The 21,887-nt window shown below is 63.1% G+C and carries 16 protein-coding genes; 14 read left to right on the top strand and 2 right to left on the bottom strand.

The window, feature by feature from the left end; genetic code table 11:
• Positions 1-146: 146 nt before the first annotated feature.
• From GVL52_RS09960 to GVL52_RS09995, 8 genes are all read left to right on the top strand, one after another.
• Complete coding sequence (locus GVL52_RS09960) at positions 147-5,621, top strand: alpha-2-macroglobulin family protein (protein ID WP_160006356.1); 5,475 nt, start codon at positions 147-149, stop codon at positions 5,619-5,621.
• The gene (gene pbpC, locus GVL52_RS09965) at positions 5,618-7,696 is read left to right on the top strand and encodes a penicillin-binding protein 1C (protein ID WP_160006358.1); all 2,079 of its coding nucleotides are present in this window, start codon (positions 5,618-5,620) and stop codon (positions 7,694-7,696) included. The genes GVL52_RS09960 and pbpC overlap by 4 nt, the downstream gene beginning before the upstream one ends.
• 29 nt (positions 7,697-7,725) lie before the next feature.
• On the top strand, positions 7,726-8,925 hold the full coding sequence (locus tag GVL52_RS09970; RefSeq protein ID WP_160006360.1) for an amidohydrolase family protein: 1,200 nt from the start codon (positions 7,726-7,728) through the stop codon (positions 8,923-8,925).
• Positions 8,926-9,077: 152 nt separating this feature from the next.
• The gene (locus GVL52_RS09975) at positions 9,078-11,573 is read left to right on the top strand and encodes a heavy metal translocating P-type ATPase (protein ID WP_160006362.1); all 2,496 of its coding nucleotides are present in this window, start codon (positions 9,078-9,080) and stop codon (positions 11,571-11,573) included.
• Between the two features lie 9 nt (positions 11,574-11,582).
• Positions 11,583-11,981: a Cu(I)-responsive transcriptional regulator gene (gene cueR, locus GVL52_RS09980; RefSeq protein ID WP_160006364.1), complete on the top strand. Its 399-nt coding sequence runs from the start codon at positions 11,583-11,585 to the stop codon at positions 11,979-11,981.
• Between the two features lie 51 nt (positions 11,982-12,032).
• Positions 12,033-12,572 (top strand): sigma-70 family RNA polymerase sigma factor, encoded by a 540-nt coding sequence (locus GVL52_RS09985; RefSeq protein ID WP_160006366.1) that lies wholly within the window; start codon positions 12,033-12,035, stop codon positions 12,570-12,572.
• Positions 12,559-13,326, top strand: a complete 768-nt coding sequence (locus tag GVL52_RS09990; RefSeq protein ID WP_160006368.1) for an anti-sigma factor — start codon at positions 12,559-12,561, stop codon at positions 13,324-13,326. The genes GVL52_RS09985 and GVL52_RS09990 overlap by 14 nt, the downstream gene beginning before the upstream one ends.
• A 19-nt stretch (positions 13,327-13,345) precedes the next feature.
• Entirely contained in the window at positions 13,346-14,059 is a 714-nt protein-coding gene (locus tag GVL52_RS09995) for a Bax inhibitor-1/YccA family protein (RefSeq protein WP_160006370.1), read from the top strand.
• A 137-nt stretch (positions 14,060-14,196) separates the two neighbouring features.
• Here the strand turns inward: GVL52_RS09995 and GVL52_RS10000 are convergent, their stop codons facing one another.
• On the bottom strand, positions 14,197-15,330 hold the full coding sequence (locus GVL52_RS10000; RefSeq protein WP_160006372.1) for an RHE_PE00001 family protein: 1,134 nt from the start codon (positions 15,328-15,330) through the stop codon (positions 14,197-14,199).
• Between the two features lie 265 nt (positions 15,331-15,595).
• On the opposite strand from GVL52_RS10000, the gene cobF reads away from it, so the two are divergent.
• The 5 genes from cobF (at position 15,596) to GVL52_RS10025 (ending at position 19,922) form a co-directional block, all read left to right on the top strand.
• Entirely contained in the window at positions 15,596-16,363 is a 768-nt protein-coding gene (gene cobF / locus GVL52_RS10005) for a precorrin-6A synthase (deacetylating) (protein ID WP_160006374.1), read from the top strand.
• Between the two features lie 67 nt (positions 16,364-16,430).
• A complete protein-coding gene (gene cobG / locus GVL52_RS10010; RefSeq protein WP_160006376.1) occupies positions 16,431-17,795 on the top strand; it encodes a precorrin-3B synthase in 1,365 nt (454 codons plus the stop codon).
• A 2-nt stretch (positions 17,796-17,797) separates the two neighbouring features.
• Positions 17,798-18,430 (top strand): precorrin-8X methylmutase, encoded by a 633-nt coding sequence (locus GVL52_RS10015; RefSeq protein ID WP_160006378.1) that lies wholly within the window; start codon positions 17,798-17,800, stop codon positions 18,428-18,430.
• Positions 18,427-19,158, top strand: a complete 732-nt coding sequence (locus tag GVL52_RS10020) for a precorrin-2 C(20)-methyltransferase (RefSeq protein WP_160006380.1) — start codon at positions 18,427-18,429, stop codon at positions 19,156-19,158. The genes GVL52_RS10015 and GVL52_RS10020 overlap by 4 nt, the downstream gene beginning before the upstream one ends.
• Positions 19,155-19,922, top strand: a complete 768-nt coding sequence (locus GVL52_RS10025) for a precorrin-3B C(17)-methyltransferase (RefSeq protein ID WP_160006382.1) — start codon at positions 19,155-19,157, stop codon at positions 19,920-19,922. Before GVL52_RS10020 ends, GVL52_RS10025 begins: the two co-directional genes overlap by 4 nt.
• On the opposite strand, the gene GVL52_RS10030 is transcribed toward GVL52_RS10025, so the two are convergent.
• Positions 19,897-20,652 carry a cobalt-precorrin-6A reductase gene (locus tag GVL52_RS10030; protein ID WP_160006384.1) on the bottom strand — a complete coding sequence of 252 codons (756 nt, stop codon included), beginning with the start codon at positions 20,650-20,652 and terminating at the stop codon, positions 19,897-19,899. The two genes, GVL52_RS10025 and GVL52_RS10030, sit on opposite strands and share 26 nt — an antisense overlap.
• Here GVL52_RS10030 and cbiE point away from each other — a divergent pair.
• The gene (gene cbiE / locus GVL52_RS10035; protein ID WP_160006386.1) at positions 20,651-21,883 is read left to right on the top strand and encodes a precorrin-6y C5,15-methyltransferase (decarboxylating) subunit CbiE; all 1,233 of its coding nucleotides are present in this window, start codon (positions 20,651-20,653) and stop codon (positions 21,881-21,883) included. The genes GVL52_RS10030 and cbiE overlap by 2 nt on opposite strands.
• Positions 21,884-21,887 lie beyond the last annotated feature (4 nt).

Below are 21,887 nucleotides of genomic sequence, written 5' to 3' on the forward strand. Positions count from 1 at the left end.
GCTGCAGCACGCAGATCGATCGGCTTTTCCGGCCCCGCAGAAGACACCAAACTTTGCCGCCGGACCGCTCATTCGCCGAGTTGACAAGCTGGGCAGGAGTCGGGAGAGTCGCCACCAAATCAGGCGCCGAATATTGGGGGGATACTATGTCCGCACGCGCGTTCTTGGCAGCCGCTACCGTTGTCCTTTCGACCATTCTTTCGGGCTCTGTGACTTTCTCCGCGGATACGAAGCGCGAGATCCAGACGGTGCGCGACGCCGATTATTTCGGCTTCGACCTGCGCAGCGAGCAGGATGTCTCGCTCGACCAGTGCAAGAATTCCTGCATCGGCGACAAGTCGTGCAAGGCCTTCACCTATAATCCGAAAGTAAGCTGGTGCTTCCTGAAGTCCGACTTCAAGACGATGAACGCTTTCCCCGGTGCCATCGCCGGAAAGATCGTCGAGACATCCGGAAAGCAGGAACCGGACCTGGGCGTTGCCCCGCGCATCGGCTTCCTCTCCGGCGACGTGCTGCAGCAGGCGCGCGACGACAAGGCAAACCTTGAGGTCGCCGATGACCAGCAGGGCCAGTCGGCCGACAGCTTGATCGCCAATGCGCGGATCGACCTGACCGCAAAAAATGTCGTCGATGCGCTCAGATCCTTCCGCAGCGCGCTGGCGATCACGCCTGAGAATGGCGATCTCTGGCTGGAAACGGCACGCACCGGCGACAGCTTCGTCAAGACCGACGACAACAATGGCGGCGACATCTATGCCCAGGCGGTGCTGGCCGCGATCAACGGCTACGACCTGACGCGGACAATCTCCAGCCGTGCCGATGCACTGGCCGTGCTTGCCGCAGCACTTGAGAAAAACACCAATTACCGCGCCGCGCTGAATGCCTACAAAGCAAGCCTGGCGCTGGTGAACTCCAAGCAAGTGCAGGCCGCTTTCCTGCAGCTGAAATCGACGCAGGGCTTCCGGATCACCGAACACACCGTCGATGCCGACAGCGCCACGCCGCGCGCCTGCGTCACCTTCTCGGACACGCTGGTCAAGACCACCGACTACACCCCCTTCGTGACCCTGAATGGCACCTCGCCCAAGGCGCTCGAGACCAAGGACAAGCAGATCTGCGTCGAAGGCCTGACGCATGGCGAAAACTACAAGATCGCCTTCCGCACCGGCCTGCCGTCGTCAGAGGATGAAGTGCTGGAAGCGCCGGTCACTCTCGACATCTATGTCAAGGACCGGACCGCCAGCGTCCGCTTCACCGGCGACAGCTTCGTGCTGCCATCGACGGCGCGCCGCGGCATTCCGCTCGTTTCCGTCAACATGGCCGCGGCCAATCTCAAGCTTTACCGCATCGGCGATCGCGGCATCGCTCCGCTTCTGACGAGCTCGCAGTTCCTGACCCAGCTCGACGGCTACAGTGCCCAGCGGATCCAGGACGAGAGCGGTGAACTGGTCTGGCAGGGCGCCATCGATATCGCCAACGATCTGAACAAGGACGTCGTCACCAGCTTCCCGGTCGATGAGGCGCTTCCCGAGCGCAAGCCCGGCGTCTATGTGCTGACGGCGACCGCGGCCAATGCGCCGGATCAGGACTGGAATTCGCAGGCGACCCAATGGTTCGTCGTCTCCGATATCGGTGTCACCACCTATGCCGGCACCGATGGCTTGAATGTCTTCGCCCGCTCGCTGGCCTCGGCCCAGCCGATGGCAGGCGTGGAATTGCAGCTTCTGGCCAAGAACAACGAAGTTCTCGGCACCGCCACCACCGATGACAATGGCCGCGCCACCTTCACTGCCGGCCTGATCCGCGGCACCTCGGCGTTGACGCCTGCTGTCATCACCGCCAAGAACGGCACGTCCGATTACGTCTTCCTCGACATGACCCGCGCCGGCTTCGATCTCTCCGATCGCGGCGTCACCGGCCGTGCCTCGCCGGGCGCGATCGACGTTCTCACCTTCACCGAACGCGGCATCTACCGTGTCGGAGAGACGGTTCATGCCTCGGCACTCGCACGCGACACCGATGGCAAGGCTGTCGAAAACCTGCCGCTGACCTTCATTTTCCTCCGTCCCGATGGTGTCGAGGATCGCCGTATCGTCAGCCAGACCAGCAATCTCGGTGGCTACAACATCGATTTCGCCGTTCAGGACAACGCCATGCGCGGCACCTGGACGATGAACATCCACACCGATCCGAAGGGTTCGCCGATCGCCAGCAAAAGCTTCCTGGTCGACGACTTCGTGCCTGATCGCACCGACATGGAGTTGAAGACCGAGGCCAAGGTGATCGGCCCGGATACGCCGGCGACCATCAACATCACCGGCAAATATCTTTATGGCGCGCCCGCGGCGGGCCTGACGCTCGAAGGCGATGTGGTCATCAAGCCGACCCGACAGGCCGATGCCTTCCCCGGCTACTTCTTCGGCCTTGCCGACGAGGAAGCCAGCGAGGATTCCCGCCAGTCGATCGAGGGTCTGCCCGACCTCGATGAGAAGGGCGAGGGCGTTACCGAGCTGACGGTTGGCGAGCTGCCGGCGACAACGCAGCTGCTCAACGCCACCGTCTATATCCGAATGCAGGAGAGCGGTGGCCGCGCCATCGAGCGTTCGCTGGTGCTGCCGGTCACGAACCAGGGTCCGATGATCGGCATCAAGCCCGAATTTTCCGGCGATCTCGGTGAGAACTCGACCGCCAACTTCACCGTCATCGGCGTCAGCGCCGATGGGGCGAAGGAAGAGATGAAAGGGCTGCGCTGGAAGCTCTACAAGCTGAACCGCGATTACCAGTGGTATCGCGACGGCACCGCCTGGAAATACGAGCCTGTCTACACCGCCGAGCAGGTCGGCAACGGCAATGTCGATGCCGGCACCGATGGCGCCAAGATCGCCTCGCCGGTGCAGTGGGGCCGTTACCGCCTGGAAGTCGAGAGCACCGATGCCGATGGTCCGACCTCCAGCGTCGAGTTCGATGCCGGCTGGTTCGTGCAGGCAACCTCGACGGAAACGCCGGACGGTCTGGAGATTGCCCTCGACAAGGACAGCTACAAGATCGGCGACACCGCCAAGCTGAAGGTTTCCTCGCGCTATGCCGGCGAACTGATGATCGCAGCCGGCACGGAAACGCTGGTTGCCGTGCAGAATGCCGAGATCGGCGACAAGGGCGGCGAGGTGGATATTCCCGTCACCGCCGCTTGGGGGGCAGGTGCCTATGTCACCGCGACACTGTTCCGTCCCGGCGATGCGCAGGACAGCCACATGCCGATGCGTGCCATCGGCGTGAAATGGCTGAAGGTCGATCCCGAAGACCGCGCCCTGCAGGTGAAGATCGATGCTCCGGAAAAGATGCTGCCGCGCGGACCGCTGCCGATTACCCTTGCGGTGGCCGGTGCCGGAGCCAATGAGGATGCCTACGTGACGGTTGCCGCCGTCGATGTCGGCATTCTCAATCTCACCCGCTATGAAGCGCCGAACCCTGAAGACTGGTATTTCGGCCAGCGCCAGCTTGGCCTTGAAATCCGCGATCTCTATGGTCGGCTGATCGACGGCTCGCTTGGCGCGACCGGCAAGCTCCGCACCGGCGGCGACGGCGGCGCGATTGCGCTGCAGGCCAGCCCGCCGACCCAAAAACTGGTCGCATTCTTCTCGGGTCCGGTGAAGCTGGATGCCGAGGGCAAGGCGCAGGTCAGTTTCGATATTCCGCAGTTCAACGGTACGGCCCGCCTGATGGCGGTTGCCTGGTCGAAGTCGGGCGTCGGCCATGCGACCAGGGACGTCATCATCCGCGATCCCGTTGTCGTCACGGCCAGCCTGCCGCGCTTCCTGGCACCGGGAGACAAGTCGGAACTGCGCCTCGATATCGCCAACACCGATGCCCCTGCCGGCGATTACAAGCTTGCGGTCACAGGCAACGATGCCGTCGGCGTCGATCAGGGCGCGCAGACGATCCGTCTCGAAGCCGGTGCCAAGCAGGCGCTGACACTTGCCGTCACCGGTCTGCAGCCGGGCAATGGCAGCGTCTCGATCAACCTGTCGGACGCATCGGGTCTATCGCTCGACCAGAGTCTCGACGTTCCCGTTCGGCCGGCGGTGCTGCCGGTCACCGAGCGTCGTGTTCTGGCGTTGAAGCCAGGCGCGAAGCTTATGATTGACAAGGCGCTTCTGGCCGACAGCGTGCTGCCCGGCGCCTCGATCAGCGTCAACGTCACGAGATCGGCTGCCTTCGACATCCCGGCGCTGCTGATGTCGCTCGACCGCTACCCCTTCGGTTGCGCCGAGCAAACCACCAGCCGTGCGCTGCCGCTGCTCTATCTCAGCGAACTGGCCGAGCAGGCGGGCCTCGACAGCGATGCCGATATCAAGAAGCGCGTGCAGGATGCGATCTATCGCGTTCTCTCCTATCAGGCGTCTGCGGGAAGCTTTGGCCTCTGGGGCCCGGATAGCGGCGATCTATGGCTCGATTCCTACGTCACCGATTTCCTGACGCGGGCGCGCGAACAGAAATACGACGTGCCGGACCGGGCTTTGGCACAGGCTCTGGAGAACCTGCAGAACGCCTTGAGCTACGACGTCAATGTCAAGGAGCAGGGCGACCAGATCGCCTATGCGCTCTATGTGCTGGCCCGCAACAAGAAGGCGGCGATCAGCGATCTCAGATACTACGCCGACACGATGATCAACGACTTCCCGACGCCGCTGGCAAAAGCACATATCGCGGCTGCCCTGGCGCTTTATGGCGATGCAACGCGCTCGAAGAACATCTTCGTCGACGCGCTGCAGATGTCGGCCCAGTCGATGGTGACGCGGGTCAACCTGTCTCGCACCGATTACGGCTCGGTCCTCAGAGATGGTGCCGCGATCCTGGCGCTTGCCGCCGAAAGCCGCCCGGTGCCGCCGATCGTGCCTGAGCTTGCCAAGGCCGTCGCCAAGGAATGGGAGCGCAACAAATATACCAGCACCCAGGAACAGGCCTGGATGCTGCTGGCCGCCCGCGCCATCCAGGGTGGCGACGATTCGCTGAAGATCGACGTCAACGGGGCGCTGCATAGCGGCGCCTACATGGCACGGATGACGGGCGAAGCGCTGGTTGACCATCCACTGACGCTCACCAACCAGACCAGCGACGCTGTCTCGGCTGTGGTGACGACGGTTGCAGCACCGGTGGTGCCGCTGCCGGCCGGCGGCGACGGCTTTGCCATCGACCGCAGCTACTACACGCTGGATGGCGAACAGGCGAATGTCTCGGAAGCCAAGCAGAACGAGCGGTATGTGGTGGTGCTGCACGTCACGGAGAGCAACAAGTGGCCGTCGCGGATCGTCATCACCGATCTGCTGCCAGCCGGCTTCCAGATCGACAATCCAAGCCTTGTTGATAGCGCGCAGCTGACCAACTTCGACTGGATCGGCGAGGTCACGGCTGCCCACACCGAATTCCGCAACGACCGTTTCGTCGCGGCCTTCAACCGCAGCGCCGATGACAACCGCGAGGTCAATGTCGCCTACGTCGTGCGTGCCGTCACACCCGGCACCTACGACCATCCGGCGGCCAACGTCGAGGACATGTATCGGCCGCAGCTGTCGGCGCGCACCGCGACCGGCAAGATGGAGGTCGTGGCGGCACAGCCATGAAATTGAGCCGAAAGATCGCGATTGGGGCTGTCGCCGGCATTGTCATTGCCGGCGCGGCTCTGTTCGCGCTCGATGCCGCAGACAAGGCCTATCCACCGCCGCTCGACAAGGCGCGGGTTTCCGCCGAGGTTCTGGATGCCGATGGCCAGCTTCTGCGCGCCTTTGCGACGCCAGAAGGCCGCTGGCGGTTGAAGACCACGGTCGGCGATGTCGATCCTCAGTTCCTGCGCATGCTGGTTGCCTACGAAGACAGGCGTTTCTACGAGCACGGCGGCGTCGATATCAGGGCGATCGGTCGCGCCGCCTTCCAGCTCGTCACCAATGGTCGCATCGTCTCCGGCGCCTCAACTCTGTCGATGCAGGTGGCGCGCCTGATCGAGCCGCGGCAGGGGCGCTCGCTCGCGGCCAAGCTGCTACAGGTGGCGCGCGCCATCCAGATCGAGCGGCGGCTCTCGAAGGAAGAGATACTTGATCTCTATCTCACCCATGCGCCCTATGGCGGCAATCTTGAGGGCGTCAGGGCCGCGAGCCTTGCCTATTTCGGCAAGGAGCCGAAGCGGCTGACGGTGGCACAGGCAGCCCTTCTCGTCGCCTTGCCGCAACTGCCGGAGAAACGCCGCCCGGATCGCAATCTTGCGGCAGCCGAAGCGGCGCGCAAACGCGTGCTGGAGCGCGTTGCAGTTGCTGACGCGGTGGGAGAGGGCGAGGCTGAACGCGCCGAAGCGACGCTTGTCCCGGCCAAGCGGATGCAGCTGCCAGCACTTGCCGCCCATGTCGGCGAGGCGGCATTGCGCAAGGAGCCCGGCGTTCTGCAACATCGCACCACCTTGAAGAAGCGCGTGCAGGAGGGGCTCGAATCCGTTGCGCGGGCCGCCGCCCTGAAGCTCGGGCCGAAGCTGTCCTTGGCGATGGTCATGGCAGATGCCGAGACCGGCGAGATTGTCGGCGAGGTCGGCTCGGCCGATTATTTCGACGCCAGCCGTTCCGGCTGGATCGACATGACCCGCGTCAACCGTTCGCCCGGCTCGACGCTGAAGCCATTTATCTATGGCCTTGCCTTTGAGGAAGGTCTGGTCAGCCAGGAAACCATCATCGAGGATCGCCCGGCAGACTTTTTCGGTTATCGGCCGCGCAATTTCGACATGAGCTACCAGGGCGACGTGACGGTGCGCGACGCGCTCCAGCTGTCGCTCAATGTGCCGGCGGTGAAGCTGCTTGATGCCGTCAATCCGGCCAAGCTGTTGATCCGCTTCCGCAGGGCCGAGGTGCGGCCGGTGTTGCCGGCCAACGAGACGCCGGGACTTGCGATCGGTCTCGGCGGCGTCGGCATCACGCTGAAGGATCTGGTGCAGCTCTATACGGCGCTCGCCAATCGTGGTCAGGCCGTCAGGATCGGCGATGGCGTGTCAAACCAGCCGGGCAAGATCGATGGCGAAGCGCTGCTGGAACCGGTTGCCGTCTGGAATATCGCGGACATTCTCTCCGGTGTCATTCCACCGGCCGGCGCGCCGCAGCGCGGCATCGCCTACAAGACCGGCACCAGCTACGGTTATCGGGACGCGTGGTCGGTCGGCTATGATGGTCGCTATGTGCTTGGCATCTGGGTCGGACGGCCCGACAACGGTGCGTCTCCGGGCCTGACCGGCTATGGCACGGCGGCGCCGATCCTGTTCGAGGGCTTTGCCAAATCCGGCCTTGCGACGACGCCGCTTCCGCGCCCGCCGTCGGGTGCTGTCAGGATTGCCCAGGCTCAGTTGCCGATCAGCCAGCGTCGCTTCGCGATCAATCCGAGCGGTCTTCTCGCCACCTCCGGCCGCGAGCCGGCGCCGCAGATCGTCTATCCGCCGGAGGGAGCGCATGTCGATCTCGGGGCCAGGGGCGGCGCGCTGTCGCCGCTGATGCTGAAGCTGCAGGGCGGGCGGGCGCCGTTCCGCTGGCTTGCCAACGGCAAGCCGCTGCCCGATATCTCCAGACGACGCACCAACCAGTGGCTGCCCGATGGTGGCGGCTATTCCAAGCTGACCGTGATCGATGCGATGGGCCGCGCTGCCAGCGTCGGCGTCTTCGTCGATTGAGCACCAACAATAAAAACCGGAGCACATGAATGACTTCAGGCGAGACGCTGTTCAGCCGCGCGAAATTTCCCGATGGGACAATGAGGACTTTGACGGTTTCGGCCGGGCGCATCGCCGCGATCACCGTGGGCGAGGTTGTTGCCAAGGACGGCCAACAGGTCGTGGACCTCGGTGGGCTGCTGATCCTGCCCGGCTTCGTCGAAGGCCACATCCATCTCGATACCAGCTTCTTCGGCGGCAAGTGGATCTCCCACAAGCCCTGCACCAATGGTTTCGACGTGCACGAGCGCGTGGCGTTCCAGCACCAGAACATGGCGATTGCCGAGCCTATGGATGTACGGGCGCGAAAGCAGCTGGAACTCTGCATCGCCAATGGCGCGACCGCCATGCGCAGCCATGTGATGGTCGATGGATCGGTCGGCCTGAAGTCGCTCGAAACCATCCTCAAGGTGCGCGACGAGTATCGCGACCGGATCGACATCCAGCTTGTCGCCTTCCCGCAGAGCGGCATTCTGAAAAGCCCAGGTACATCAGATCTGATGGATCAGGCGATCGGGCTTGGTGCCGATCTCGTCGGCGGGCTCGATCCGGCAAGTTTCGACCGTGATATCGAGGGCCATCTCAACGTCGTCTTCGGCATTGCCGAAAAGCGCGGCGTCGATGTCGATATCCACCTGCATGATGCCGGCACGCTTGGCGTCTTCACCATCGAACAGATCTGCGACCGTGCGGTGGCGCTTGGCATGCAGGGCCGCGTCGCCGTCAGCCATGCTTACGGGCTTGGCGACGTGCAGCAGGATATGGCCAAGCGCACGGCGGACAGGCTTGCGAAGTCCGGCGTCTCGATCATGACCAACGCACCCGGCGCCCACAATTTCCCGCCGATTGCCCTGCTGCGGTCTGCGGGCGTGACGGTGTTCTCCGGCAGCGACAACATACGCGATTCCTGGTGGCCCTATGGCGATGGCGACATGCTCGGTCGCGCGACGATGATCGGCTATCGCTCCGGCTTCTACACGGACCAAGAGCTGGAAGCGGCCTTCGATATCGTCACGTCGGCGGGTGCCACGGCATTGCGGTTGGAGGGCTACGGCTTGGTCGAGGGTGCCAAGGCCGATTTCGTGGTGCTGGATGCAGAGCATGTGCCCGAAGCAGTCGTTTCCGCGCCGAAGAGCCGAGCGGTCTACAAGGCCGGCAAGTTGGTGGCACGGAACGGCAAGCTTGTCTGACGCGGCCTGAGCTGACCGCGGAAAGCTGCTTGATGCCGCGCCGCGTCCGGTGGTTTGCCTTCATCAGTCGATCTGTCAAATTTGTGCTTGACCTTCCAGTTGCTGGAAGGTTCATAAGTCGATTCACTGCCTTTCAGGCGCAGGAGAGATTGATGGACAGCACCCACGCAGATCACCACGACCACGACAGCCATCATCATGGCGCAACGGACACGGCTGTGATCCGCGATCCGGTCTGCGGCATGACGGTCGATCCCGATACCGGCAAACCGTCGCTGGAGTATGAAGGGCGCGTCTATCATTTCTGCTGCGATGGTTGCCGCACGAAATTCGAGGCCGCACCTGAGGATTATCTGACCGCCAGGGACCCTGTCTGCGGCATGGCAGTCGATCGCGCCAGCGCCCGGCATTTCCTGAGACACGAAGGCGACAAGCACTATTTCTGCTCGGCGGGCTGTAAGGCGACGTTCGAAGCCGAACCTGCGGCCTATCGCGATGGCAGCAAGCCGGCTGCCAAGCCCGCGCCTGCGGGCACGCAATACACCTGCCCGATGCATCCCGAAGTCATTCGCGATCAGCCCGGTGATTGCCCGAAATGCGGCATGGCGCTGGAACCGATGGGCATTCCGCCCGCTGACGAAGGCCCGAACCCGGAACTGGTGGATTTCACCCGTCGGCTGTGGATCAGCGCCGCCCTGTCGATCCCGCTGCTCGCCATCACTATGGGGCCGATGATCGGGCTTCCTATAGGTGGGTGGATCGGCGAGCCGCTATCGACCTGGATCGAACTGCTGCTTGCGACGCCTGTCGTGCTCTGGGCGGCACTGCCGTTCTTTCGCCGTGCCTGGGCTTCCGTCGTCAATCGCAGCCCCAATATGTGGACGCTGATCGGTCTCGGTGTCGGAGCCTCCTATCTCTACAGCGTCGTCGCGACGCTTGTGCCCGGCATCTTCCCGCATACGTTCCGTGGGCATGGAGGTGCTGTTCCTGTCTATTTCGAGGCCGCCGCGGTCATCGTGGCGCTCGTCTTCGTCGGTCAGGTCCTGGAATTGAAAGCACGCGAACGGACCGGATCGGCCATCCGCGCGCTGCTGGATCTAGCACCGAAAACCGCGCGGCGTCTGAGCGCAGATGGAACCGAAACAGACGTGCCGGTCGATGACATCGTGGTCGGCGATCGGTTGCGGGTCCGGCCCGGCGAACGTATTCCGGTTGATGGCAAGGTCAGCGAGGGCCGATCGACGATCGACGAATCGATGATCTCAGGCGAGCCGATGCCTGTGGAGAAGGATCAGGGCGACAGCCTCACCGGCGGCACCATCAACAGGAACGGCATGCTTGTGATGACCGCGGAAAAGGTCGGCGCCGATACCACGCTGTCGAGGATTGTCGATATGGTCGCCAAGGCGCAACGTTCGCGTGCGCCGATCCAGGGCGCCGTCGATCGCGTTTCCGCCTTCTTCGTTCCCGCCGTCGTCGCTGCAGCTGTCGCCGCTTTCCTGGTCTGGTCTTTCGTCGGGCCGGAGCCGCGGATGGTTCATGCGCTGCTGGCTGCCGTTGCAGTGCTGATCATCGCATGCCCCTGCGCGCTGGGGCTGGCCACGCCGATGTCGATCATGATCGCCACCGGCCGCGGTGCCCATGCCGGCGTGCTGATCAAGGATGCCGAGGCGCTGGAGCGTTTCGCAAAGGTCGATACGCTGATTGTCGACAAGACAGGGACGCTGACGGAAGGCAAGTCGAAGCTGACGGATGTCGTTGTTTTCGATGGTTTGGCCGAGGAACAGCTCCTGCAGCTTGCCGCCAGTCTGGAGCGGGGGTCGGAGCATCCGCTGGCCGAAGCCATCGTCGCCGGCGCAGAAGAGCGGGGCGTCACCCTGCTCGATGTGACCGGCTTCGAATCCGCGACCGGCAAGGGCGTCCGCGGCACGGTTGGAGGCAAGGGCGTCGCGCTTGGCAATGCTGCGATGATGGCTGATCTCGACATCGATGTCGCCGCGCATGGCGAGCGACTTCAGTCGCTGCGCGACGAGGGTCGGACGGTGATGTTCGTTGTCGTCGACCGTCGCCTCGCGGGCTTCGTGGCCGTTGCCGATCGCATCAAGCCGACGACGGCGGCAGCCATCAAGGCGCTGCACGACAGTGGCCTGAGGATCATCATGGCCACAGGCGATAATGAACGCACGGCGCGCGCCGTGGCCCGTAGCCTCGGGATCGATGATGTCCGCGCCGACATCCTGCCGGAGGGCAAGAAGGCGCTGATCGACGAGTTGCACGCCAGGGGTGCCGTGGTCGCCATGGCGGGTGACGGCATCAACGATGCGCCGGCGCTTGCCGCCGCCGATGTCGGGATCGCCATGGGCACGGGTGCCGACGTGGCGATGGAAAGCGCCGGCATCACGCTGGTGAAGGGCGACCTCAACGGCATCGTCAGGGCAAGACGGCTGGCGGATGCGACGATGCGCAATATTCGCCAGAATCTCGGCTTCGCCTTCGGTTACAATGCGCTCGGCGTTCCGCTGGCAGCCGGCGTGCTCTATCCGGTGTTCGGGCTGCTGTTGTCGCCGATGATTGCGGCCGCCGCGATGAGCCTGTCGTCTGTCTCGGTGATCAGCAATGCGCTGCGGCTGCGGTTCGCCAAGCTATAGGAGGATGCGATGAACATCGGTGAAGCATCGGAGCGCTCCGGCCTGCCGTCGAAGACCATACGATATTACGAGGACATCGGCCTGATCCGCCCCGACAGGGGCGGGAACGGCTATCGCGAGTATGCGCCTGCCGATATCCACAAGCTGCGCTTTCTGCAGAAGTCCCGCGGCCTCGGCTTCTCGGTCGAGGAATGTCGGCAGCTGCTTGCGCTTTACGAGGACAAAAGCCGCGCGAGTGCCGATGTGAAAGAGCTGACTCAGGCCAAGCTCTCAGAGATCGATCGCAAGATCCGTGAACTGACAGAGCTACGCCGCACGCTGGAGCATCTGGTTCACGCCTGCCATGGCAATGATCGGCCGGATTGCCCGATTCTCGAAGAACTTTCCACGACGGGCGGTGCCGCATAAAAATTTCGCGGCCGCGGGAATAAAATAACGCGTGGCTTCGTATACTCAATTATGGAACGGAAAGAACGCCCATTCGATGTCATCGGTCAGCTCGCAGCGCTCAGGCGCTACGCTCGCTCGCTTGTGCGCAATTCGGATGATGCCGAGGATCTGGTCCATGATGCCTTGGTCCGGGCATTCGAGAAGAAGCAGAGCTTCCGCAGCGGAGGTAACCTTCGTACGTGGCTGCTCTCAATCGTGCATAACGCTCACATCGACCGCGTCCGGCAGGGACGTTCGCTGACACGACGGCACGATGAGGCCGCCGTCGAAGCGGAGCAGTCCCTGCCGGCCGGCCAGGAACATGCCGTGCGCCTGCAGCAGGTGCGCAACGCCTTCTTCCATCTTCCGGAAGAGCAGCGCGAGGCGCTTCATCTCGTGGCGATCGAAGATTTGTCCTACCAGGAAGCCGCAGCAGCGCTTGGCGTTCCGATCGGCACATTGATGTCGCGCATCTCACGCGCCCGCGCTCAGCTCCGTGAGTTCGAGGAAAAGACGCCGCGTGCATCGCATTTGAGAGTGATCGAAGGAGGCGGCAGTGAAGCCAGTTGATCCAATCATCGACGCCGATCTCGACGCCTATGTCGATGGCGAGCTTGATGTTGCGCGCCGTATTCAGGTCGAATCCTACCTGTCCGAAAATCCCGAGACAGCCGCAAAGGTGATGGCTGATCTCAGCATGCGCGGTGAACTTCGCCTTGCGCTGGCCAACGAAAGTGCCTTCGGCCGGGCGGAAACGCGCGACGCGGCGCGCCGTCTCGAGCGTGGCCTCGCCTATGGGCGAATCTTACATGCGGTTCAGCGGATTGCCGCCGTTGGCGTTCTTGTCGCTGCCGGCTGGGTTGCGCACACGTCCTTCGGCGCGTTTACGGCGACCGAGGTGGCCGCCTCGGTGCCGGCCCCTGCCTATGTCGAAGACGCGGTCAGGGCGTACAGGACGACGCTGGTGCGCCAGTCGGCGCAGACGCCTTTGGTGGCAGACTACAAGCCTGAGGAAATCCGGGCAGCGACCGGCATCGTCATGCCGCAGCTTCCGCAGGACTGGACCATATCGGACGTGCAGATATTCCCGTCGGCCTTCGGGCCTTCGGTCGAGATGGCTATCGTCACGGCAGACAAGAAGCAGTTGTCGCTGTTTGCCGTTCGGCCGGGCGTCTTTGCCGTGAAGTCCGTCAGTCATATCGCACTGGATAATGCCGAGACCGCCTACTGGCAGATCGGCGACGTCGCCTATGCGCTGGTGACGGCAGACCGCTCCATCACACTGGATCAGGCAGCCGACCGGCTTGCCCGTACCCTTTACTAGTTCAATCGAGGAGAGCTCCATGAACCCGATCAATCAGCAGCGTTACGGCGCAGCCGTTGGCTCGCAGGCACTTTTTGACGAAGGCCTTCGCCAGCACATGCTGCGCGTCTACAACTACATGGGCATCGGTCTGGTCATCACCGGCATCGTCGCCTTCATCGTCGGCAGCACGCCGGCGCTCTACGTGCCGATTTTCCAGTCGCCGCTTAAGTGGGTGGTGATGCTGGCGCCGCTCGCCTTCGTGTTCTTCTTCTCGTTCAAGATCCAGACGATGTCGGCAGGCGCCGCACAGATGATGTTCTGGGCCTTCTGCGCCGTCATGGGCCTGTCGCTGGCCTCGGTGTTCCTGGTCTTCACCGGCACCAGCATCGCGCGCACCTTCTTCATCGCTGCGACGATGTTCGGCTCGACCAGCCTGTATGGCTACGCCACCAAGCGTGATCTGTCCCGCATGGGCTCGTTCCTGATGATGGGTCTGATCGGTGTGGTGATCGCCAGCGTGGTGAACATCTTCATGGGCTCGAGCGCGCTGCAGTTTGCGATCTCGGTCATCGGTATCCTCGTCTTCGTCGGCCTGACTGCCTACGACACGCAGAATATCAAGGAACAGTATTCCGAGAACTACGATCAGGAATCGAACCAGAAGCTGGCCGTCTTCGGCGCTCTGTCGCTTTACCTGAACTTCGTCAATATCTTCCAGCTGCTGCTGAACTTCACCGGCGAGCGGGAATAGAAATACGGCGCTTCTGGGGGCAAAGGAAGCGCCAGAACGCCCGGTCCTCACTCTGTGACAGGATGCGTGGATCGGGTGTTCACCAAAGGAAAGCGGCCGGGCTGATGTCCGGCCGCTTTTCTGTTTGCTGAAAGGCTCTAAATAATCCCCCAGGCACGGTAGCGTCCGCGTCCGGTGATCTCGCGGATGCCGATATCGTTCAGCAGATTGAGCGCCCCGCGGCTGCTGAGCCTCAACTCGCGCGCGACCATGGCCGACGATACCATCGGCCGCGACAGCACGAATTGTGCAAGCTCCGGCAGGCTGCTGTTGGAGCGCCTATCCTTGAAGCGCATTTCCATCTGGGTTTGAGCAAGCGACAGGCGGTCCATTTCCTTAAGGCCGAGATCGGCACTCTCCAGCATCGCCTCAAGGAAGGATTGCAGGCGTGTCAGACGCTGCCGGGAACGCCGTCGTTCGTGGCGAACGGTCTTGAGGCCTGCGAAGAATGAAAACAGATGCGAGGTGACCTTGCCGCGCTGCCTGAGATAACCAGCGACCAGCAGGCCGCCCAGCCAGTGCTGGCGCCGCAGCGGTTCGATCTGCTCCCACGCGTCAAACAGCAAGGCCGCACCGAGCGTTGGCGGCAATTCATCGGCGATCGCAATGACGCTTTGCCACTCGCGCAGGCGTGCGGCCTCATCCCATTCCTCGTCGTCGAACAGGCCCACTCTGTCCTGGTTCTGGTCCGGGCTTGGCTTCAGCGGTGCGACAACTACCTGCGGTAAGCCTCTTGCGAGATCATCCAGCAGGCGGCTCGACCGCGCCAGAACGGCATCGATTTCGGCCAGCTCCGCGGTTAGAAGTGCATCCGGCTCATGGTCGTCTTGGTCGTGATCGGGATAGGCACTCTTGGATTCCGGTGCTCTGTCCTGCTCGCCGCCGATCCCGGTCAGAACGCTGATACCCGCATCGCTCAAGGCCCAAAGTGCCTCGCTCGTCCATATCCTGCGGCGGGCGCGCAGGATCGCATGGGCAATCGTCAGTTCATGGCTTGGTGCGCGCACATCCATATGGGCATCGTGGAGCACCAGATCCTCCAGATGCACGAGTTCGCCGGCTACCCACATGGCGCCGATCGCATCGAAGAAATGACGGCGCTCGGAAAAGCCGGAGGCAATCGAGGATCTCAAGGCGCGCTCATCCAGCCGCGCCAAGGCGTCTTCGGCCCGGACGAACAGCGGCAACAGCGCTTTCAACAGCGCGGTGTCGATCTCGTAAGTCGTTGTCATGCTTTCCGGGCCGCAAGCATGTCCGGCTATTCCCACATTATGCAGCCGGCGAAGTGCCGTTGCTGATGATTTAGCGTTCGGTAGGCTATCCCCTGCAATTGCCGAGGGTATGCCGAAACAGCCGCCAAAAGATCGCATGATTCGAAAATCGCAGCAATCTTCAGCGTCGATCTGTCGCCGGTTGGCGAGCACCGACTTGATCCATGCCCTTGCAGCGCCGGGCTAGGTGCGCCAAAAGCAGGGGAAGTTGATCAGGAGAGCCGACGTGCGCCACATCTACATCATCGGCATCGGAACCGGAAATCCCGAGCACGTCACCATCCAGGCGATCGGCAAGATGAATGCCGCCGATATGATCTTCCTGCCGACCAAGGGCACGGAGAAGGAGGGGCTCGCTGCGGTTCGGCGCGAGATCTGCGATCGCTTCATCACCAGCGCGAAAACGCAGGTTGTCGAGTTCGCCATTCCTGTCCGTCAAACGTCCGACCGCAGCTATATCGAGAGCGTCGATCAGTGGCATGCGGCACTGGCACAGACCTATGTCGGACTGATCAATGATCTGCCCGAGGACGGCATCGGCGCCTTTCTGGTCTGGGGTGATCCGAGCCTCTATGACAGCGTCATCCGCATCGTCGAGCGTGCAAGGCAGCTTGATGCCGCGAGCTTTGATTTCAGCGTCGTGCCCGGCATTACCAGTATCCAGGCGCTGGCGGCGAGCCATCGTATTCCGATCAACATGGTGGGGAAGCCTGTCGAGATCACCACCGGGCGTCGGCTGGTCGAGCACGGCAATCGGGCCGAAAGCACCATCGTCATGCTGGATGGAGAGCAGGCATTTTCCAGGATCGAGGATCCCGACGCCGAGATATTCTGGGGCGCCTACCTTGGTACAGACGATGAGATCGTGCGCGCCGGGCGGCTTGGTGACGTGGCCGACGACATCATCAGGACGCGCGCGGAAGCGCGGGCGCGGCATGGCTGGATCATGGATATCTACCTGCTCCGCAAAGGCCGCGATTTCGACGACCTCTGATACCCAGGCGATGATTTTGCCCTGTGCGCCGCGATCATATAAGCACGGAGCGGAAGGAACCGATGAGATGGCACTCGGCAAGCAGATGGAAACGGACGTGACGGAGGCCGCTGCCCAGCCGTTTGCGCGGCGCGGCGCCTGCCCGACGCTCGCCCAACCGATGCAGACCGGCGACGGATTGCTGGCGCGCCTGCGTCCGCAAGGCGGCATCCTGACAATTCGCCAGTTCGAACAGCTTGCGCATGCGGCACAGCGATATGGCAACGGGCTGCTCGAGATCACGGCGCGCGGCAGCCTGCAGATCCGTGGTCTCAGCCAGGAGACCGTCGAGCCGTTCGCTGAAGCAGTGGACGCGGCCGGTATCATCGTGCCACCCAACCCGGTGATCGAACTGTCGCCGCTGCACGGTGCAGAGTTCGGAGATGTGGCAGGCGCGGCTGCGATGGAGCAACGGCTGCGCACGCAGCTGGCGGAGCTTCTGCGCTCGCCCGGGCTGGCGCCGAAGCTTGCGGTCATCATTGAAGGCGGCGGGCGTTTCGGCCTAGCTGACGTCAGTGCGGATATCCGTCTGCTGGCTGTGTCAGCAGATATCTGGCTGGTGGCTATCGCTGGAGACGGACACGGCGCCTGTCCCATTGCAGTCGGCTCCGCCGATGAGGCTATCGATACGGTGGGTACACTGCTCCGGCTGCTGCTCTCTATCGGCTGGCAAAGGCGTTGCCGTGATATCGAGCACGAGCAATTGCTGTCGGCATTTCCGCAGACGCGCGCCGCGCCGATCGCCGGTCCTGAAGCCGGCAAGGGGGCCTCGATCGGCATTCACTACACCGCCACCGATCAGGCGGTTATCGGGCTGAAGCCAAGGTTCGGGCAGCTGGCCGCCACTGATCTCCTGGCCTTCCTGAGTTCGGCTGAAGGCCTGGGCATCAGGGAAGTCCGGCCGGCTCCCGCCCGCGGTTTCTTCCTGAACGGCCTGACACGCGAGACCGTGGCGGTGGTTCGGCAACTGGCTGAACGGCACGGCCTATCGGCCAACGGCGAGGACATTTCCTCTCATATTGCGACCTGCGCGGGGGCGGGTGCTTGTGCGTCCGGTTTCTATGCGACGAAGGCTGTTGCTGAAGCGGTGATCGAACGATGCCCCGATGTGCTGGATGGCTCCCTTGTCCTGCATCTGTCAGGCTGTGCCAAGGGTTGCGCCCATCCGAAGCCCGCGCTCACGCTTGCCGGAACCTCTAACGGCTATAGTCTCGTCCTCGATGGCCTCGCCTCCGATGCGCCCGACACACAGATTGCTGGCAGTGAAATCAATTCCGCTATAGAGAGGCTCGCCCGCCTCATCAAAAACCAGAGACAGGCCGGCGAATCTGCTAGGGCCTGCCTCGGGAGGTTGGGCAAGGATAACGTCACGCGAGCGCTGCGACAGGAATAGGAATGCCAGACTACGATTACATCCACAGCGGCGACGCCATTTACGAGCGGTCCTTCGCGATCATCCGCAGCGAGGCCGATCTGTCGCGATTTTCCGCTGAGGAAGCCGATGTTGCTGTCCGCATGATTCACGCCTGTGGCCTGGTTGAGGCCGCGCAGCATTTTGTGTTTTCACCGCATTTCGTCAGCGCTGCCCGCTCTGCTCTGCATGCCGGCGCCCCGATCTTCTGCGACGCCGAGATGGTGGCGCATGGGGTTACCCGCACGCGGCTGCCGGCCAAGAACGCGGTGCTTTGCACGTTGCACGACCCCCGCACGCCTGAACTCGCCAAGGAGACCGGCAACACCCGTTCGGCTGCCGCCCTTCATCTCTGGAAGGATCGTCTCGCCGGCAGCGTTGTCGCCATCGGCAATGCACCGACAGCGCTCTTCCACTTGCTGGAAATGTTGCGCGACGGTGCGCCGAAGCCGGCAGCGATCATCGGCATGCCCGTCGGTTTCGTCGGTGCGGCGGAATCCAAGGATGCGCTGGCCGAAAATTCCTATGGTGTTCCCTTTGCGATCGTGCGCGGCCGCCTCGGCGGCAGTGCCATGACTGCCGCCACGATCAATGCCCTGGCGAGGCCAGGTCTATGAGTGGCGCTGGTCGTCTTATCGGTGTCGGCACCGGTCCCGGTGATCCGGAATTGCTGACGGTCAAGGCCGTCAAGGCGATCGAGGCCGCCGATGTGATTGCCTATTTCGCCAAGCGCGGCAGAGGCGGAAACGGCAAGGCGATCGTCGAGCATCTGATCAAGCCGGATGCGGTTCTCGTGCCGCTCTTCTATCCCGTCACCACGGAGATCGAGAAGAACGAAGCCGAGTATCGGCATCAGATTACCGATTTCTATGAGCAGTCTGCCGAGACTGTGGCCGCTCATCTCGATGCCGGACGCACGGTCGCCGTGCTGAGCGAAGGCGATCCGCTATTTTACGGCTCGTACATGCATCTGCATGTGCGCTTGGCCAATCGTTACCCCACAGAAGTCATCCCCGGCATCAGCGCCATGTCCGGCTGCTGGTCGGTTGCCGGCATGCCGATTGTTCAGGGCGATGATGTGCTGTCCGTTCTGCCCGGAACCATGGCCGAGGGCGAACTCGAGCGTCGGCTGTCCGATACGCAGGCTGCGGTGATCATGAAGGTCGGGCGCAATCTGCCGAAGATCCGCCGTGCGCTAGAGGCATCGGGGCGTCTGGCCGAAGCGGTCTATGTCGAGCGAGGCACCATGGCCAATGCGGCGATGGTCAAGCTTGCCGACCGCCCAGACGGCGACGCGCCGTATTTTTCGCTGGTGCTTGTGCCCGGCTGGGAGAGCAACCGATGAGCGGCCGGCTTTTCGTCATCGGGACAGGTCCGGGCAATCCGGATCAGATGACGCCGGAGGCCCTTGCCGCTGTTTCGGAAGCGACCGTCTTCTTCGGTTACGGACCCTACCTGGATCGATTGAGCCTCAGGCCCGACCAGACGCGCCAGGCATCCGATAATCGCGAGGAACTGGACCGCGCCGGCGCTGCATTGCGCGCTGCATCGAAGGGGTCTGTCGTCTGCGTCGTATCGGGCGGCGATCCCGGCGTCTTTGCCATGGCCGCTGCCGTCTGCGAGGCGATCGACAATGGCCCGGACGAATGGCGCGATATCGATCTCGTCATTCTGCCGGGGATTACCGCCATGCTGGCGGTGGCAGCCCGCGTCGGTGCGCCGCTTGGCCACGATTTCTGCGCCATTTCGCTGTCCGACAATTTGAAGCCCTGGGCGACGATCGAAAAGCGCCTCAGGGCCGCAGCAGAGGGCGGCTTCGTCATCGCTCTTTACAATCCGATCAGCAAGGCGAGACCCTGGCAGCTTGGAAAGGCTTTCGAGCTGCTGCGCGGGCATCTGCCGGAGACCGTGCCGGTGATCTTCGGCCGCGCCGCCGGGAGGCCGGACGAGCGCATTTCCGTTCAGCCGCTTGGTGCAGCCGATGCCGCAACGGCTGACATGGCGACATGCGTGATCATTGGTTCTGTGGAGACCAGGGTAATCGGACGCAACGGTAAAGCCGATATCGTCTACACGCCGCGGTTCAGCCTGGGGGGAGCAGGTGATTGATCGTCGCCAAAGCCGCCTCGACCGTTTCGACCGCAGGCATGGCGGGAGCCGCAGCGCGGCTGACCATGATCACCTCGATGCCAAGCGCGCGCGCCGCCGCGATCTTGGCATAGGTCGCCGCGCCGCCGCTGTTCTTGGTGATGACCGCATCGATCCGATGCTCTTGCAGCAATGCCGTTTCGCTTTCGACGTCGAAAGGGCCACGGTCGAGAATGTAGCGGGCGTTGGTCAGCACGATTTGAGGATCGACCGGATCGACGCTTCTGATCAGGTAGAAATGCTGCTGTGCAGTCTCCGCTCGGTAGGCTTCCTGGCGACCGATGGCGAGGAACACCCGACGATGGCTTCGTCCGAGCGCTGCGACGGCATCCTGAATGCTGGCGACGTGCCTCCAGTTGTCGCCCTGCTGCGCTATCCACGGCGCGCGGCGAAGGCAGAAGGCCGGAATGCCGGTCTTGGCCACTGCCTCGGTAGCATTCTGCGACATTCGTGCCGCGAAGGGATGGGTGGCATCGACAAGCAGATCGAATTGCCCCTGACGCAGGAAGGCCGCCAGGCCATCCGCTCCGCCGAAGCCGCCGATGCGGGTGGGCACAGGCTGGGGCGACGGTTTCTCGGTTCGTCCAGCCAGCGACAGCAGCACATCGTAGCCCGGATGGGCAGCAAGGGCCCTGGCCAGCGCGCTGGCTTCAGTGGTGCCGCCAAGCATCAGAATGCGGATATTGCCCATGCCTGATATGTCTTCCGCTCCCGGCCAATGCTGGCTGACTATTATCGGCATCGGCGAAGATGGTCCAGCCGGACTGGGCGATGAAGCGAAGCGCCTGATTGCCGCCGCGACCGTCGTGTTCGGCGGCGCTCGCCATCACGCATTGATGGGCGGGATCATTACCGGCGAATGCCTGCCATGGGAAAGCCCGTTTGAGCGATCGATCGAGGCGATCGTCGCACGCCGCGGTTCGCCCGTCGTCGTGCTCGCTTCCGGAGATCCGTTTCTCTACGGCGTTGGTGCCACGCTTTCGCGCAGCGTCAAGGCCGCCGAGATACGCTGCATTCCGTCCCCTTCCTCGTTCAGTCTCGCGGCGTCGCGGCTCGGCTGGCCATTGCAGCATACAACCTCTATTTCCCTGCACGGGCGCTCGCTCGACCTCATCCGTCCCCATCTGCATCACGGCCGCCGTATCATTGCGCTGACATCGGATGCGCAGACGCCGGCGCAACTGGCCGCGCTCATGACGGCCAGCGGCTTTGGCGGCTCGCAGGTGCAGGTTCTCGAGGCGCTCGGAGGCGACAGGGAGCGGCTGCGCGGCTGTCGCGCCGATGCATTTGAGCTGACGGAAATCGATCCGTTGAATGTCTGCGCCATCGATGTCGTGGCGGGGCAGGGCGCTCGGGTGCTCGCCTTTACCCCCGGGCTTGACGATGCGCTCTTCGAACATGATGGCCAGATCACCAAGCAGGAGATCAGGGCGCTCACCTTGGCAGCCCTGGCACCTCGCCATGGCGAACTGCTTTGGGACATCGGTGCCGGCTCCGGCTCGATAGGGATCGAATGGATGCTGTGCGACCCGTCCCTGCGCACCATCGCCATCGAGCAATCGACTGAGCGGGCTGAGCGCATAGCGCGCAATGCTGCTGCCTTTGGGGTGCCGGGCCTGTCGGTCATAGACGGTGTCGCGCCGCTGGCGCTTCAGACCCTGCCTGAGCCGGATGCCATCTTCATCGGTGGCGGGGGCAGCGAGGACGGCGTTCTCGCGGCAGCCGTTGCGGCGTTGAAGACCGGTGGCCGGCTGATCGCCAATGCGGTGACGCTGGAGATGGACGCCAAGCTGCTCGCCGCCCATGCCGAACTGGGCGGAACACTGACCCGGATCGATATTGCACGCGCCGCGCCGATCGGGAACATGACGGGATGGCGTCCGGCTATGCCGGTGACGCAGTGGCGCTGGACGAAAAGTTGAGGAC

It is taken from the genome of Rhizobium sp. 18055 (assembly GCF_902706285.1).
GTDB lineage: Bacteria > Pseudomonadota > Alphaproteobacteria > Rhizobiales > Rhizobiaceae > Rhizobium.

Bases quoted from the DNA above. Each gene is read 5' to 3' on its own strand.
- GVL52_RS10020 (WP_160006380.1), top strand. From the start codon at position 18,427: ATGAGTGGCGCTGGTCGTCTTATCGGTGTCGGCACCGGTCCCGGTGAT.
- GVL52_RS10015 (WP_160006378.1), top strand. From the start codon at position 17,798: ATGCCAGACTACGATTACATCCACAGCGGCGACGCCATTTACGAGCGG.
- GVL52_RS10025 (WP_160006382.1), top strand. From the start codon at position 19,155: ATGAGCGGCCGGCTTTTCGTCATCGGGACAGGTCCGGGCAATCCGGAT.
- GVL52_RS09995 (WP_160006370.1), top strand. From the start codon at position 13,346: ATGAACCCGATCAATCAGCAGCGTTACGGCGCAGCCGTTGGCTCGCAG.
- GVL52_RS09970 (WP_160006360.1), top strand. From the start codon at position 7,726: ATGACTTCAGGCGAGACGCTGTTCAGCCGCGCGAAATTTCCCGATGGG.
- cueR (WP_160006364.1), top strand. From the start codon at position 11,583: ATGAACATCGGTGAAGCATCGGAGCGCTCCGGCCTGCCGTCGAAGACC.
- pbpC (WP_160006358.1), top strand. From the start codon at position 5,618: ATGAAATTGAGCCGAAAGATCGCGATTGGGGCTGTCGCCGGCATTGTC.
- GVL52_RS10030 (WP_160006384.1), bottom strand. From the start codon at position 20,652: ATGGGCAATATCCGCATTCTGATGCTTGGCGGCACCACTGAAGCCAGC.
- cbiE (WP_160006386.1), top strand. From the start codon at position 20,651: ATGCCTGATATGTCTTCCGCTCCCGGCCAATGCTGGCTGACTATTATC.
- GVL52_RS10000 (WP_160006372.1), bottom strand. From the start codon at position 15,330: ATGACAACGACTTACGAGATCGACACCGCGCTGTTGAAAGCGCTGTTG.
- cobG (WP_160006376.1), top strand. From the start codon at position 16,431: ATGGCACTCGGCAAGCAGATGGAAACGGACGTGACGGAGGCCGCTGCC.
- GVL52_RS09960 (WP_160006356.1), top strand. From the start codon at position 147: ATGTCCGCACGCGCGTTCTTGGCAGCCGCTACCGTTGTCCTTTCGACC.
- GVL52_RS09985 (WP_160006366.1), top strand. From the start codon at position 12,033: ATGGAACGGAAAGAACGCCCATTCGATGTCATCGGTCAGCTCGCAGCG.
- GVL52_RS09975 (WP_160006362.1), top strand. From the start codon at position 9,078: ATGGACAGCACCCACGCAGATCACCACGACCACGACAGCCATCATCAT.